This is a genomic window from Rhizobium ecuadorense (assembly GCF_001187535.1).
Taxonomy (GTDB): domain Bacteria; phylum Pseudomonadota; class Alphaproteobacteria; order Rhizobiales; family Rhizobiaceae; genus Rhizobium; species Rhizobium ecuadorense.
Genome location: NZ_LFIO01001796.1, coordinates 57149 through 72280, shown reverse-complemented (window position 1 = coordinate 72280; position 15132 = coordinate 57149). Strand labels below are relative to the sequence as shown.

General features: G+C 60.7%; 15 protein-coding genes. 10 read left to right on the top strand and 5 right to left on the bottom strand.

All coding sequences use genetic code 11. From position 1 onward, the window contains the following. Positions 1-12: 12 nt before the first annotated feature. The 7 genes from AF337_RS37600 to AF337_RS37570 all read left to right on the top strand — a co-directional run bounded on the left by AF337_RS37600 (position 13) and on the right by AF337_RS37570 (position 7196). Positions 13-1593, top strand: a complete 1581-nt coding sequence (locus AF337_RS37600) for a peptide ABC transporter substrate-binding protein (RefSeq protein ID WP_049736130.1) — start codon at positions 13-15, stop codon at positions 1591-1593. Positions 1594-1641: 48 nt separating this feature from the next. Continuing rightward, positions 1642-2565, top strand: coding sequence for an ABC transporter permease subunit (locus AF337_RS37595; RefSeq protein ID WP_049736129.1), 924 nt, complete (start codon positions 1642-1644; stop codon positions 2563-2565). Further along, positions 2562-3479, top strand: a complete 918-nt coding sequence (locus AF337_RS37590; protein WP_003592967.1) for an ABC transporter permease — start codon at positions 2562-2564, stop codon at positions 3477-3479. Before AF337_RS37595 ends, AF337_RS37590 begins: the two co-directional genes overlap by 4 nt. A gap of 1 nt (position 3480) precedes the next feature. After that, the gene (locus AF337_RS37585; protein ID WP_049736128.1) at positions 3481-4488 is read left to right on the top strand and encodes an ABC transporter ATP-binding protein; all 1008 of its coding nucleotides are present in this window, start codon (positions 3481-3483) and stop codon (positions 4486-4488) included. After that, a complete protein-coding gene (locus AF337_RS37580; RefSeq protein WP_049736127.1) occupies positions 4481-5467 on the top strand; it encodes an ABC transporter ATP-binding protein in 987 nt (328 codons plus the stop codon). Before AF337_RS37585 ends, AF337_RS37580 begins: the two co-directional genes overlap by 8 nt. A gap of 326 nt (positions 5468-5793) precedes the next feature. Beyond that, complete coding sequence (locus tag AF337_RS37575) at positions 5794-6135, top strand: hypothetical protein (RefSeq protein ID WP_049736126.1); 342 nt, start codon at positions 5794-5796, stop codon at positions 6133-6135. Positions 6136-6275: 140 nt separating this feature from the next. Continuing rightward, positions 6276-7196 carry a sugar kinase gene (locus AF337_RS37570; RefSeq protein ID WP_049736125.1) on the top strand — a complete coding sequence of 307 codons (921 nt, stop codon included), beginning with the start codon at positions 6276-6278 and terminating at the stop codon, positions 7194-7196. An 82-nt stretch (positions 7197-7278) separates the two neighbouring features. Here AF337_RS37570 and gstI read toward each other — a convergent pair whose 3' ends face one another. Then, positions 7279-7470 (bottom strand): glutamine synthetase translation inhibitor GstI, encoded by a 192-nt coding sequence (gstI, locus tag AF337_RS37565; RefSeq protein ID WP_049736124.1) that lies wholly within the window; start codon positions 7468-7470, stop codon positions 7279-7281. A gap of 429 nt (positions 7471-7899) precedes the next feature. Here gstI and AF337_RS37560 point away from each other — a divergent pair, with 429 nt between their 5' ends. Next, complete coding sequence (locus tag AF337_RS37560; protein WP_049736123.1) at positions 7900-8940, top strand: glutamine synthetase beta-grasp domain-containing protein; 1041 nt, start codon at positions 7900-7902, stop codon at positions 8938-8940. Between the two features lie 239 nt (positions 8941-9179). Then, positions 9180-10361, top strand: a complete 1182-nt coding sequence (locus AF337_RS37555) for a glycosyltransferase family 4 protein (protein WP_049736122.1) — start codon at positions 9180-9182, stop codon at positions 10359-10361. 93 nt (positions 10362-10454) lie between these two features. On the opposite strand, the gene AF337_RS37550 is transcribed toward AF337_RS37555, so the two are convergent. Further along, positions 10455-11468 carry an alpha/beta hydrolase gene (locus tag AF337_RS37550; RefSeq protein WP_049736121.1) on the bottom strand — a complete coding sequence of 338 codons (1014 nt, stop codon included), beginning with the start codon at positions 11466-11468 and terminating at the stop codon, positions 10455-10457. A gap of 159 nt (positions 11469-11627) precedes the next feature. On the opposite strand from AF337_RS37550, the gene AF337_RS37545 reads away from it, so the two are divergent. Next, positions 11628-12065: a MarR family winged helix-turn-helix transcriptional regulator gene (locus AF337_RS37545; RefSeq protein ID WP_049736120.1), complete on the top strand. Its 438-nt coding sequence runs from the start codon at positions 11628-11630 to the stop codon at positions 12063-12065. Between the two features lie 52 nt (positions 12066-12117). On the opposite strand, the gene der is transcribed toward AF337_RS37545, so the two are convergent. The 3 genes from der to AF337_RS37530 all read right to left on the bottom strand — a co-directional run bounded on the left by der (position 12118) and on the right by AF337_RS37530 (position 15034). Further along, positions 12118-13539 (bottom strand): ribosome biogenesis GTPase Der, encoded by a 1422-nt coding sequence (der, locus tag AF337_RS37540; protein ID WP_049736119.1) that lies wholly within the window; start codon positions 13537-13539, stop codon positions 12118-12120. 16 nt (positions 13540-13555) lie between these two features. Next, positions 13556-14239, bottom strand: coding sequence for a tetratricopeptide repeat protein (locus AF337_RS37535; RefSeq protein WP_049736118.1), 684 nt, complete (start codon positions 14237-14239; stop codon positions 13556-13558). Between the two features lie 216 nt (positions 14240-14455). Continuing rightward, positions 14456-15034, bottom strand: coding sequence for an NnrU family protein (locus tag AF337_RS37530; protein WP_049736117.1), 579 nt, complete (start codon positions 15032-15034; stop codon positions 14456-14458). Between the last annotated feature and the right edge of the window lie 98 nt (positions 15035-15132).

Genomic DNA, 15132 nt, shown 5'->3' with positions numbered 1-15132 from the left:
GGTGGACCCACGATGAACCAGTTCACGAAAAAATTTCTCGCCTCCGCAATGCTTGGCACATTGCTGGCGTTTTCGGCGCATGCGGCCACGCTCAACATTCACAATGGTGGCGACCCGCAATCGCTCGATCCGCAGAAGCTTTCCGGCGACTGGGAGAATCGTATCGCCGGCGACATTTTCGAAGGTCTTGTCACTGAGGACGCCAAGGACAATCCGGTTCCCGGCCAGGCAGAAAGCTGGACGATTTCACCTGACGGCAAAGTCTATACCTTCAAACTTCGCGACGGCATCAAATGGTCCGATGGCCAGCCGGTAACGGCAGGAGACTTCGTCTTCGCCTTCCAGCGCCTCGTCGACCCGAAGAACGCCGCCGATTATGCCTATCTGCAATTCACCATCAAGAATGCCGAAAAGATCAACAAGGGCGAGATCACCGATCTCAACCAGCTCGGCGTCAAGGCCATCGACGACAAGACGCTTGAAATCACCCTTGAAAACCCGACCCCTTATTTCCTAAATGCCCTGATGCACTACACCGCCTATCCGCTGCCCAAGCACGTCGTTGAGGCGAAGGGCCAGGATTGGGTCAAGATCGGCAATATCGTCACCAACGGACCTTACAAGCCCGTCGAATGGGTGCCCGGCTCGCACGTCACCACGGTCAAGAACGACCAGTGGTACGGCGCCAAGGACCTGAAGATCGACGGCGCGAAGTTTTTCGTGCTTGAGGATCAGGAAGCCGCGCTGAAACGCTACCGCGCCGGCGAATTCGACATCCTCACCGATTTCCCCACCGACCAGTACGAGTGGATGAAGAAGAACCTGCCGGGCCAGGCGCATGTCGCCCCCTTCTCCGGCCTCTATTACTACGTCATCAATTCGACCAAACCGCCCTTCGCCGACAAGCGCGTGCGCCAGGCTCTCTCCATGGCGATCAACCGCGAGGTCATCGGCCCGCAGATTCTCGGCACCGGCGAACTGCCGGCCTATTCCTGGGTCCCGCCGGGCACGGCAAACTACGGCGAGCCGGCATACGTCTCCTGGAAGGATCTTCCCTATAAGGATAAGGTCGAAGAAGCCAAGAAGCTGCTGAAAGAAGCTGGTTTCGGTCCGGATCATCCGCTGACAGCCGAGCTCAAATACAACACCAACGACAACCATAAGCGCATCGCCGTGGCGATCGCCTCGATGTGGAAGCCGCTCGGCGTCAATGTCGAACTCGTCAATGCAGAGACCAAGGTCCATTATGACCAGTTGCAGCGCGGCGAAGTGCAGATCGGCCGCGCCGGCTGGCTCGCCGACTACAACGATCCGGACAATTTCCTGAACCTCCTGGTCACAGGCGTCCAGATGAATTACGGCCGCTGGTCCAATCCTGACTACGACAAGTTGATCAAGGACGGCAACGCCGAGACGGATCTGAAGAAGCGCGCCGAAATCTTCAAGAAGGCCGAGCAGCTGGCGCTCGATGATTCTGCCGCCCTGCCGATCTACTACTACGTTTCGAAAAACGTTGTTTCGCCGAAGATTGAAGGCTTCGTCGACAACATCCAGGACATCCACCGCACCCGCTGGCTGTCGATGAAAGAGTAAGGGAAAACGGTCCTTCCCGCCTCTCGCGGGAAGGACCGGCCCACGACCATGATCAAATACGCCCTCCGTCGATTGCTATCGACGATCCCCGTTCTGTGGATCGCCGTCACAGCCTGTTTTTTCGTTTTGCGCCTTGCCCCCGGCGGCCCGTTCGATGGCGAAAGGCCATTGCCGCCGGTGATCCTGAAAAACCTTGCGGTCCACTACAATCTCGATAAGCCGCTGATCCAGCAGTACCTGATCTATGTCGGTGACCTGCTCCGGGGCGATCTCGGCCCCTCCTTCGCCAGCGAGGATTTTTCCGTCGCCCAGCAGATCATGATCGGTCTGCCCTATACCTTCACCATCGGTACGGCTGCTTTCCTGATCGCCATCATCGTCGGCGTCGCCGTCGGCTGTCTTGGGGCGCTCTATCAGAACAAGACGCCGGATTATATTCTGGGCGCCCTCATCCTGGTCGGCGTCGTACTGCCGAACTTCCTGATCGCGCCCATCCTGCAATTGATCTTCGGCATCCACCTCGCCTGGTTTCCGGTCGGCGGCTGGGGTGACGGCTCGATCAAATACCTGATCCTGCCGATCGTCGTTCTGGCGCTTCCGCATGCAGGCCGCATCTCGCGCATCACCCGCGGCTCTATGATCGAGGTGATGAACCAGAACTTCATCCGCACCGCCAAGGCCAAGGGCATCGGCCCGCGGCTGACGGTGATGCGCCATGCGCTGAAGCCCGCGCTCATGCCTGTCGTCTCCTATCTCGGGCCGGCGGCAAGCTACCTTCTCACCGGTTCGCTCGTTGTCGAAAGCATCTTCGGATTGCCCGGCATCGGCCGCTACTTCGTCAACGCAGCGCTGAACCGCGATTACGGCATGGTTCTCGGCACGGTCATCTTCTACATGGTGCTGATTGTGTTCCTGAACCTTCTGGTCGACATCGCCTATGCCTGGCTGGACCCGAAAGTGAGAAACCGATGATCCTCAACCCCGCAAAACGCGAACTGCTCGCCCAGGAGCTTCTGGAGGCCGAGGGCCTGGCTCCCGAAGGCCGTTCGCTCACCAGGGATGCGCTCCGTCGCCTCGGGCGCAACAAGGCCGCCGTCTTGTCGATCGTGGTCTTGGCCCTGTTGATCCTCGCCGCCTTCCTCGGCCCATGGTTCATTCCCTTCAACTACGAAGATCCGGACTGGGCCGCCTTCCGCATCCCGCCGTCGATCGAGACCGGCCATTATTTCGGCACCGACCCGAACGGCCGCGATCTTCTCGCCCGGGTGCTCTACGGCACCCGCATCTCGCTTGCCGTGGCGCTGACGGCGACCGTCGTCTCGGTCGTCATCGGCGTGCTCTACGGCGCGATATCAGGCTATATCGGCGGCAGGCTGGATGCGATCATGATGCGCTTCGTCGATATCATGTATGCGCTTCCCTATATTCTCTTCGTCATCCTGCTGATGGTGATCTTCGGCCGCAACGTCTACCTGCTCTTTGCCGCCATCGGCGCGCTGGAGTGGCTGACCATGGCCCGCATCGTGCGCGGCCAGACGCTGTCGATCAAGCATCGCGAATTCATCGAGGCGGCCCGTGCCTCCGGGCAGAGGCCGTTCAAGATCATCGTCAAGCACATCATTCCGAACCTCGTCGGCCCGGTGGTCATCTTCGCGGCGCTGACCGTGCCTGAAATCATCGCCACCGAAAGCTTCCTGTCCTATCTCGGCTTCGGCGTCCAGGAACCGCTGACCTCGCTCGGCACCCTGATCGCCGAGGGAACCGATGCCATGGAAAGCATGCCCTGGCTGCTGATCTTCCCGGCAAGCTTCCTCGTGGCTCTGCTGCTCAGCCTGCTCTTCATCGGCGACGGCCTGCGCGACGCGTTCGACCCGAAGGATCGCTAGAATGGCCCATGAAACGCAAAAAGACATCCTTCTCGAACTCAATGACTATTCGATCACCTTCAAAACGCCTGATGGAGAGGTCAAGGCGGTCTCGAACATGAATCTTACCGTTCGGCGTGGCGAACGCATTGCCATCGTCGGCGAGTCGGGCTCGGGCAAGAGCCAGACCTTCCTCGGCATCATGGGGCTGCTCGCCAAGAACGGCAGGACGGCGGGACAGGCGCTGCTCGAAGGCAGGGACGTACTGTCGCTGAAGCCGCGCGAGCTCGACCAGATCCGCGGCAAGGACATGGCCATGGTCTTCCAGGACCCGATGACCGCGCTCAACCCGTCGCTGAAGATTTCGCGGCAACTGACCGAACAGCTTGAAGTTCATCGCGGCCTGACGGCGCGCGCCGCATCGGAGGCTGCCCTCGACATGCTGAAACGCGTCGGCATCCCCGACCCGACGCGCCGCTTCCACCTCTATCCGCACGAACTGTCAGGCGGCATGCGCCAGCGCATCGTCATTGCCATGGCGCTGCTCACCAAACCGAAGCTGCTGATCGCCGACGAGCCGACGACGGCGCTCGACGTCACCATCCAGGCGCAGATCCTCGATCTCTTCAACGACCTGACGGCGGAGATGAACACCGCGCTGATCATGATCACCCACGATCTCGGCGTCGTCGCCGGCCTCGCCGACCGCGTCGCCGTCATGTATGCCGGCCGCATCGTCGAAGAAGCGCCGGTCGACGAGCTCTTCGACAATCCCGCCCATCCCTATACGGCGGCGCTGCATGCCTCGATCCCGCGCCCGGATCAGGACGTCGATGAGCTCGTCGTTATCCCCGGGCGCCCGCCGAACCTGCAGCACCTGCCGAAGGGCTGCAATTTCTCGCCGCGCTGTTCACAGGTCCAGGACGATTGCATCGATCGTCCGCCGCCGCTCGAAACCCTGGCGCCGCGCCACTGCGCCGCCTGCTACCACCCGTTCCCGCGTCGTGAGGAGTTGCTGAACCATGGCTGACCGATCGCTTCTAAGGGTCGAGAACCTGACGACCCAATTCGAATTGCCGGCGAAGGGCTTGTTCAAGCCGCCGATTTTCCTCACCGCCGTCAACAATGTCAGCTTCGATCTCGCCGAAGGCCGCACCCTCGGCGTCGTCGGTGAATCCGGCTGCGGCAAGTCCACGCTCGGCCGCTCCATTCTGCGGCTGTTGAAATCGCAGAAGGGCCGCATCCTCTGGCAGGGCCGCAATCTTCTCGACATCTCGGAAGAGGAAATGCGCGCCGCCCGCCGCGACATGCAGATCATCTTCCAGGATCCGATCGCCTCGCTTGATCCGCGCATGACCGTTGGAGATATCATCGCCGAACCGCTCACCGTTTTCGAGCCGAAGCTTTCGAAGGCCGCACGCACCGAACGCGTCCGCGAGATCATGACCGCCGTCGGCCTGGTGCCGGAGATGATCAACCGCTATCCCCACGAATTCTCCGGCGGCCAGGCGCAACGCATCGGCATCGCCCGCGCCGTCATCACCAAACCGAAGCTGATCATCTGCGATGAGCCGGTTTCGGCCCTCGACGTTTCGATCCAGGGCCAAGTGATCACGCTTCTGCGCAAACTGCGCAAGGAATTCGGCCTGACGCTGATCTTCATCAGCCACGACCTGTCCGTCGTGCGGCTGATTTCGGACGATGTGCTGGTGCTCTATCTCGGCAGGGTGGTGGAGGCAGGCGACTGCGCCACCGTCTTCGATCATCCGGCCCATCCCTACACGCAGGCGCTCTTCTCCGCAGCACCCATCCCGGATCCGAAGCTCGCGCGGCTGCGTACCCGCATCCGTCTGCAGGGCGATCCGCCCTCGCCGCTCAACCCGCCGAAAGGCTGCGTCTTCTCGCCGCGCTGCTGGAAGGCGACCGATATCTGTCGCACCGAAATGCCGCCGACCGAGGAAGTCCGCCCCGGCCAGAAGGCCGCCTGCTACCATATGGACAGGCCATGAATGAAGCGACAGCCGTATGAAGCAGCCTTCAGTTTGACGACAAATCTCACACTAGCACGTCATCCCAGGCCTTGTGCCGAGGATCTGCGACCTTATCGACCGGAGGCAAGCCCGAGTATGACGAAGGAGGGGTTGGCGAGCTTTCTAGGCCGTCTGAAAGTCGAGTGCAGCACCTCCGCTCTTTGCAGAAGATCTGCCATCCATCTTTGGGGTGAACTGTTCCGAAAACAGACTTATATCGGAATCTAGAGTCTCCGATAACAAAGATTTAGATGCCACTATGCTATCCCTGTCTTCGCCCGATCATGGGCGAGGGGAACGCATATATGAAATCGAGAGTCTCTGGATTGATCGCGCTTGCCGCCGCGGTCGTCGCCGCTTCCGCCGTGCCGTCGCTTGCCGAAGATCTGAAATTCCAGCTCACCAACGGAACCAATTCCGTCCTGACGCGCTTCTACAGCTCGCCGACGGGCGTCAACAGCTGGGAAGAAGACGTCTTCGGCGACAATGTGCTCAATCCAGGCGAGACCATGAACATCACCATCGCCGATGGCCGCACCGTCTGCAAATACGACATGCGCTTCGAGTTCGACGAAAACTCGGATCTCGACACGACCGAAGATACGCAGGATCTTTGCCAGATGGGCAGCTACACCATCCACGAATAAGGGCCTTCGCCCGCACCCGCCTTTGCCTCGCCGCGAAGGCGGGCTTTTACCTCCTGCGATATCGGCGTCCATGATATCAAAGCTTGTCACTCCGCCTGGCTCCGCGTATCAGCGATGAAGAGCAATGCCGGGAGGACAAGGTGAGCAGACGGTTTCTATCGATCGGTGAATGCATGGTGGAGCTCTCGCAGGCAGGTGACGGCCTGCTGCGCAAAGGTTTCGCCGGCGATACGTTCAACACCGCCTGGTATGCCCGCGCCTGCCTCGGCCCCGACTGGTCGGTCGATTATTTTACCGCGCTTGGCGACGACGCCATGTCGGATGAGATGGTGGCCTTCATCGACAAGGCAGGCATCGGCACGAGCCACATCCGCCGCATCAAGGGCAAAACATCAGGCCTTTATATGATCAATCTGAAGAACGGCGAGCGCTCCTTCAGCTATTGGCGCGACAGTTCGGCTGCCCGCAGTCTGGCCGCCGATCCCGACCGCCTGCGCGAAGCGGTTGAGAGTGCTGACCTCGTCTATTTCTCCGGCATCACCCTTGCCATCCTGCCGCAGGAGGATGCCACGACGCTGCTCGCCGAAATCCGCCGCGCCAAGGCTGCCGGCAAGCTCGTGGTGTTCGACCCGAACATCCGCCCCCGCCTCTGGTCGAGTTATGACATCATGCATGCAACGATCAGCGAGGGCGCCCGCTCCTCGGTGATCGTCATGCCGAGCTTCGACGACGAGGCCGCCCATTTCGGCGACGATTCCATCGAGGCAACGATCAACCGCTATCGCGCGCTGGGCGCTGTCCATATCGTCGTCAAGAACGGCGCGGACGGAGTCAGGCTGAATTTCGCCGGCGAGGAGAGCTTCGTTCCGGCCGAGAAGGTCGAGCAAGTGGTCGATACCACCAGCGCCGGCGACAGCTTCAACGGCGCCTTCCTCGCGCACTATCTGGAAACAACGGATGCAGCCGCCGCCGCCCGCTTCGCCGCAAGCGTCGCGGCCCGCGTCGTCAGTGAACACGGCGCATTGGTGGCAAAGGAAAAACTGGGGTTGAACGGCGGCTGAGTCCGCACATGACACCCGGTACGAATGCCATGCCAAAGCGCTCGCCGCCTTGTCGCCATTCCGACCCGTTAATGGGAAAAACTCAGGACTTCGTTGGCCGCTCGGTCTCGCGAACCGCCTCGTCATGATACCAGCAACTGTCGAGCGCCGCGTCGCAGATATCGGCTGCCTCGCGCTCCATCAGCCGGGCGCGTTCGAACCGGTTGACGGCTCGCGTCGGCTTGACGGGAAACTGGTAGACCGTTGCGGATTCACGATGGAAACCGGTGGGCATGAGATCGCCTCCATTCAGTTCGGCGCATCGACATTCAAGGCCGCGACCATAGCACGATGCACATAGTTTATGCAAATTGCACAAATTATATGCATCCCCATATTATGATTGATCGATATGCTGTCTGCGCCGAGAGCGTCCGCCTATTTGTTCAACACTTGATCACGCCAGGCTAACGCCGAAATTTTCATCCGGTTCCCAAGCGGAAAATTCGGTTTCTTGCTGATGATACGGCCTTCAGCCGTCAAAACGGGATGATTTCGGCAAAAGAAAATGCATGTCCGGAGGCTGATTTGCGATTTTTTTCGCCACGGCAGCCGAACTGGCACGCTACATGCTTTAATAGGTGCATCCCCTGGCGGTTGGATGCGCTTGCGCGCCGAGATCGTCTCCGGATTTGCTCACCTTCGTAGCATTGAGAGAGTCACGATGACAAAATTTAAGCTCGAGTATATTTGGCTCGATGGGTACACTCCGGTACCGAACCTGCGTGGCAAGACGCAGATCAAGGAATTCGACGTATTCCCGACGCTGGAACAGCTTCCGCTCTGGGGCTTCGACGGTTCGTCGACCATGCAGGCCGAAGGCCGCAGCTCCGATTGCGTGCTGAAGCCCGTCGCCATCTATCCCGACCCGGCTCGCACCAACGGCGCGCTCGTCATGTGCGAAGTCATGATGCCCGATGGCGTCACGCCGCACGCATCCAATGCTCGCGCCACCATCCTCGACGACGAAGATGCCTGGTTCGGCTTCGAGCAGGAATATTTCTTCTACCAGAACGGCCGCCCGCTCGGCTTCCCCGAGCAGGGTTACCCGGCTCCGCAGGGCCCCTACTACACCGGCGTCGGCTATTCGAACGTCGGCGACGTCGCCCGCGAAATCGTCGAAGAGCATCTCGACCTCTGCCTCGCTGCCGGCATCAACCACGAAGGCATCAATGCCGAAGTGGCCAAGGGCCAGTGGGAATTCCAGATTTTCGGCAAGGGCTCCAAGAAGGCCGCCGACCAGATCTGGATGGCACGCTACCTGCTGCAGCGCCTGACCGAAAAATACGGCATCGACATCGAGTATCACTGCAAGCCGCTCGGCGACACCGACTGGAACGGTTCGGGCATGCATTGCAACTTCTCGACCAAGTACATGCGCGAAGTCGGCGGCAAGGCCTATTTCGAAGCGCTGATGGCGCAGTTCGAAAAGAACCTGATGGACCACATCAACGTTTACGGTCCTGACAACGACAAGCGCCTGACCGGCAAGCACGAAACGGCTCCGTGGAACAAGTTCTCCTACGGCGTTGCCGACCGTGGCGCCTCGATCCGCGTCCCGCATTCCTTCGTCAAGAACGACTACAAGGGCTATCTGGAAGATCGCCGCCCCAACTCGCAGGGCTGCCCCTACCAGATCGCTTCCCAGGTTCTGAAGACGATTTCGGAAGTTCCGACTGCAAGCTCGGCTTCCGCTGCCGCCTAACCTCCCAAGCGGCGCCGGTCCCCGACCGGCGCCGTCCTTCTTCCCGCATGAAATTCGCGATCGGCCGCTGACATATTCGCGGGGATCGGGCCGCTGAAAGGCCTGCAAACGCTGGCATGCGGCTGTAATATTTCCATCATGGTCATGCCTCAGAATAGGCGAGCGGGAATCGCCGTTCCGGAACCCCGCGCTGGGGCTAAGCGTTGGCATATCGATGCAACGCGGATGGAAATCGTGACATGCTGCAACGTCCGGCAAACACTCATCACAGCGAGAGCTGGGCCAATGCTACAGCCGCCGGCAACCTGCCGGAACGGCTGGTGATCGTCACCGACGCCTGGCATCCGCAGGTCAACGGCGTCGTGCGCTCGATCGAGAACACCAATCGCGAGCTGGCGAAGATGGGTGTGGCTGTTTCGATGGTAACGCCGGAGCGCTTCAACAGCATCCCCTGCCCGACCTATCCCGAGATCCGCCTGTCGATCGCCAATTACCGCCGCATCGCCCGCGAGATCGAGAAACACAAACCTTCCTACGTGCATATCGCCACCGAAGGGCCGCTGGGGCTGACCGCCCGCCGCTGGTGCCTGCGTAAGGGCATGCCCTTCTCCACCAGCTATCACACGCGCTTTCCCGAATATGTTTCCGCCCGCCTGCCGATTCCGCAAAGCTGGCTTTATGCCTTCGTCCGCTGGTTCCACAATGGCGGCGCCGGCTGCATGGTCGCGACACCGAGCCTTGCTCGCGAGCTTTCGGCCCGCGGCATCAAGAACCTGATGCCCTGGACCCGGGGCATCGACGCCACGCAATTCCATCCCATGCCGCTTGAGGAGCAGCCATTCGGCCTCCCTCGCCCGATCTTCATGACGGTCGGCCGCGTGGCGCTGGAAAAGAACCTGCCGGCCTTTCTCGATCTCGACCTGCCCGGTTCGAAGGTTGTCGTTGGCGACGGCCCGGCACGCGCCGAACTGGAGCAGCGCTATCCCGATGTGCATTTTACCGGCGTGAAGTTCGGCGATGATCTGGCGAAAGCCTATGCCCAGGCCGACGTCTTCGTCTTTCCCTCGCTCACCGACACTTTCGGCAACACCATCCTTGAAGCGCTGGCATCGGGCGTGCCGGTCGCAGCCTATCCGGTCACCGGCCCGCTCGATATCATTGGCGAGGGCAGCGAGGTCGGCGCGCTCGACCAGAACCTGCAAGCCGCCTGCCTTGCCGCCCTCTCCGCCTCGCGCGTCAAGGCGCGCGAGCTTGCCATGCAATATTCCTGGGAAGCGGCAACGCTGCAGTTCATCAACAATATCCGCGCCGCCAATGGCGTCATCACGCCGAAATGGAAGAAGGCCTGGCAATTTGCCAAGTCGCTGCCAAGAAGCAGAAAGCCCGGCGAAACCGCCGGGCGTCTCCCTTCCTCGGACTAAAGCAATTCCAGCAAAAGTGTGAAGCGGTTTTGCCAGGCAAAGCGCAAACCGGTTTTGCCGGGAATTGCGTGAAAACAAAAAGCTTCAATCGCCTTACTTGTGCAAAGCGTTGCGAAGCGTGTCGTTCGCGACCGCAATCGCGCTGCGCGCGGCCGGCGTTTCAGCGATGGCGTTCAAGAGCACGAAGTCATGGATCGTGCCGTTGTAACGCATCGACGTGACGCGAACGCCGGCCTGGCTGAGCTTGCGGCCGTAGGCTTCGCCTTCATCGCGCAGAACGTCATTTTCATCGGTGATGATGAGCGCCGGCGGGAGGCCGTTCAGCTGCTCCAGTGATGCCTGCAGCGGCGAAGCCGTCGGTTCCTTGCGCTTGGCTTCGTCGGGCAGGTAGGCATTCCAGAACCACTTCATCGCTTCCTTGGTCAGCCACGGGCCATTGGCGAACTGGTTATAGGAGCCATTGTCGAAATCGGCGTCGGTGACTGGATAGAACAGCACCTGCTGGTCGATGGCGGGACCGCCGCGCTCCTTGGCAAGCAGCGTCACCACAGCCGCCATATTGCCCCCGACGCTATCGCCCGCGACCGCTAGCCTGCCGGCGTCGACGTTGAGCTCCTTTGCGTGTTCGGTGACATATTTGGTCGCCGCATAGGCCTGTTCGATGGCGACGGGATAACGGGCTTCCGGCGAGCGCTCGTAATCGACGAAGACGACGGCTGCATTGGCGCCATTGGCGATTTCGCGCACCAGCCGGTCATGCGTATCCGCATCGCCCAACACCCAGCCGCCGCCATGGAAATAGAGAATAACCGGCAGCGTGCCCTTGGCATGTTCCGGGCGGATGATGCGCAGCTTGATGCTGCCGGTCGGGCCCGCCTTGATGACCTTATCTTCTTCCCGCGCGGCAAGCTTCTTGACGTCACCCTTCTGCGCGCCGGCCAGAACATTGCGGGCATCGGCCGGCGACAGCGTGTAGATCGGCTTTCCGCCGGCAAGGCCGTCGATGAATGTCTGCGTTGTCGGCTCGAGTACCGGGTCGGCAAACGCCCCGGCGGCAGAGGCTGCCAGGAGTGCTGCGGCGGAAACGGCGGTCTTGATGGTCGACATTGTCTTATCCTCTCGGTTTGGTGTTCGTCGTGAACACGTCATTTATATCGCGCACGATTATTTATTGGACAATTTAAATTTCAGCATACCTGCCATGCAGCAAAATCGCTTGCGATTATTTATCGCACGATATATTTTCGCTCAATTCTGGAGATGACCATGCAGGATCAGCTGAAGCTCGATAATTTCATCTGTTTTGCCGTCTATACGGCAAGCCATGCGCTGAACAGGGTTTACAAGCCGCTGCTCGACACACTCGGCCTCACCTATCCGCAATATCTTGCCATGGTCGCGCTGTGGGAACAGGACGGCCAGAGCGTCGGCAGCCTCGGCGAAAAGCTCTTCCTGGAATCGAGCACACTGACGCCCCTGCTCAAGCGCCTGGAAAGCGCCGGCTATATCAAGCGCGAGCGCAGCAGCGAGGACGAACGCGTCGTCGTTATCCGCTTAAGCGATGCGGGCAAGCGACTGAAGGAAAAGGCCACCGGCATCCCCAGCTGCATCGCCGAGGCCAGCGGTCGCGATGTCGCCGATCTAAACCGCCTACAGGCCGAGATCGTGGCGCTGCGCGAGGCGCTGAATGGAAGCGTGGCTTAGTTCAAGTCGATCTAGATAGGTCGTGCTCCAGGCACCAGCGCCCCAAGAACTCCTAGGTCCGCCTCTTCTTGCCTTCGAACGGATTCTCAGCTGAACGGAAATGAATACGGATCGGTACACTCGGCATGTCGAAATCGGCGCGCAACCCGTTGATCAGATAGCGCGTATAGGATTCCGGCAGCGCGTCGGAGCGAGTGCAGGAGATCATGAAGGCCGGCGGGCGGGCCTTGACCTGGGTCATGTATTTCAACTTGATGCGCCGGCCGGACACGGCAGGTGGCGGATGCTGGATCTGCTGCGTCTCCAGCCAGCGGTTGAGCCTCGCCGTCGAGATGCGCTTGTTCCAGACCCTGTCCGTGTCGATGATCGACTGCATCAGCTTGTCGAGCCCCCAGCCGGTCTGGCCGGAAATCGGCACGGCGCGGATCCCGCGCGCCTGCGGCAGCAGCCGGTCGGTCTTTTCGCGCAGGTCGGCAAGCACTGCCTGCCGGTCTTCGATCATATCCCACTTGTTGAAGGCAAGCACGGCGGCACGGCCTTCGCGCAGCACGAGATCGACGATCTGCAGGTCCTGCTTCTCGAAGGGAATCGTCGCGTCGAAGACGATCACCACGGTCTCGGCAAAACGGATAGCACGCAGCGCGTCGGCGACGGAGAGCTTCTCCAGCTTCTCGGTCACCCGCGCCTTGCGCCGCATGCCTGCGGTATCGAACATCTTGATGGTGCGCCCGCGCCAATCCCATTCGACCGAGATGGAATCGCGGGTGATGCCGGCCTCCGGCCCGGTCAAAAGCCGGTCCTCGCCGAGGAAACGGTTGATCAGCGTCGACTTACCGGCATTCGGCCGGCCGACGATCGCCACCCTGAGCGGCTTGGTGTCGTCATAGACGGGCTCTTCGTCCTCGCCCTCGCCTTCGCCTGCGGCCTCGGAAATATCGACGTCGGTGACGGCGACATCCTCTTTGGCATAGGCGCGGTCCTTGCCGATCGCCTCGACGATCGCGTCGCGCAGATCAAGCATGCCCTCGCCGTGTTCGGCCGAAATCGGCGTCGGCTCGCCGAGACCCAGGGTATAGGCGTCGTAGAAGCCGCTGTCGGAGCCGCGCGCCTCGGATTTATTGGCCACAAGCACGACCGGCTTGCCGCGCCGGCGCAGCATTTCGGCAAGCGCGGTGTCGACGGGCGTCAGCCCGTTCTTGGCATCGACGACGAACAGCGAAAGATCGGCCTCGTCGATCGCCGCTTCCGTCTGGGCGCGCATCCGGCCCTGCAGGCTTTCCTCGTCGGCCTCTTCCAGGCCGGCCGTGTCGATAATGGTAAAGGTTAGGCCCATCAGCCGCGCATCGCCCGGCCGGCGGTCGCGGGTCACGCCAGGCGTATCGTCGACAAGCGCCAGCTTCTTGCCCACGAGGCGGTTGAAAAGCGTCGACTTGCCGACATTCGGACGACCGACGATCGCGACCGTGAAACTCATTCTTTTTCCTTAAAACTCAGCCCTGCGCGGCGGGCGCCTTGCCGGATGCGGTAATGAGATCAAGCATCATGTGGGCGCGATTGGCAACATTGCGCGGGCTGTCGGTATCGTCGACGATCGACTGGAACCATTGCCGGGCCTGCGCCATGTTGCCGGCCTTATAGGATGCAAGGCCGAGCGCTTCGCGCGCCGAATGGCGGAAGGCGTTGCCCGGCACGGCCATTTCCTCGATCGCCGCCGAAACCTGTTCGTAAGAGCCGTTTTCGATCAGCAGCCAGCCGGCGCGCATTTTAGCGGCATCGCGCACAGCGGCCGGAACGCCATTGTCCTTGCCGATCTCGTTAAAGGCGGCAATCGCTGCGCTGGCGTCGCCCTTCTGTGCCTGGACGGTCGCGGCCCGAATGCGCGCCAGCACCGGATAGGCACCGTGGCCTTCCTTCTCGAGCTTATCGAGCGCGGCGAGCGCTTCGTCGTTCTTGTTCTCGTCGGCAAGCTTCATTGCCGCCAGGAACTGGTCGCCCGTGCCGGAGGAGCGGTTGTCGTCCCAATATTCATAGAGAACCTTGCCGGCGGTACCGAGGACGATCAGGATGGCGACGACGATGATATAACGGCCGAAGCGGCGCCAGACGCCCTTCATCTGGTCGGACCGCAATTCCTCGTTGACTTCACGGATGAAGCTGTCGTCGTTGAATGTCATTCTCGTCTCCGGCCGCGGAAATACCTATTGCATGTTCATGACATGCACATTCTCGGGCCTTCTATCCCATTTTACCGCGGTTGTAAGGGGGATATGAAAGATTCGTTACGTCCAATGCATGTCGCCGGGAAGTGTGCAGCGGTTCCCGGATAACGGCATGCATAAAAAACAAAGAGCTAAAGCGCATCGCATGAATCAAGTTAACCGCGCCGCGCTTTAGAGCGGCGAAACCCCGATCAACCATTCGTGCAGCTTCCAGATGATCAGCACCCAGGCGACGATGCCGATGACGACGGCATAGAGATCGTATTTCGCGGAGACGAAAGGCCGGAGCGTGATCTCCCCCGCCCGCTGCCGCCGTTTGAGCGAAATGCGCAGGATCACGCCCCAGGCGAGGAAGGCCGCAAACAGCAACACCGACGACGTCTCGCCATTGGCGAGCAGATGCGCCAGCGCCCAGATCTTCACCGACAGCACCATCGGATGTTTGGTTTTGGTCGCGATATGCCCCGCCGGCAGCAGCGAGGCGACGAGACAGATCATCGCGATCAGCATCAGCGTGATCGCGATATGCGCCGTCCAGACCGGCGGAGAATAGAGCATGCCGGTCACCTGGCGGGCCTGACCGAATCCGTAGATCAACAGGATCAGCGTCGCTAGACTGGCGATCGAATAGGCCGCCCGCCAGCCCTTCTCGCCGAGGCTTTCGATCATCGAACTGCGGAAGCCGGGGGCAACCACCCGCACGAGATGCACCCCGAGGAAAAGTATGATGCCGACGATAAGCAAAGTCATGGCGGGTCCCTTCCGTGCCGTTTGTCATGACTTACCGGCTGGCGGGAAAAAATACCAGTTGAGACCGCAGCTTCGCCGCAATTCTATCGGAGGGAAAC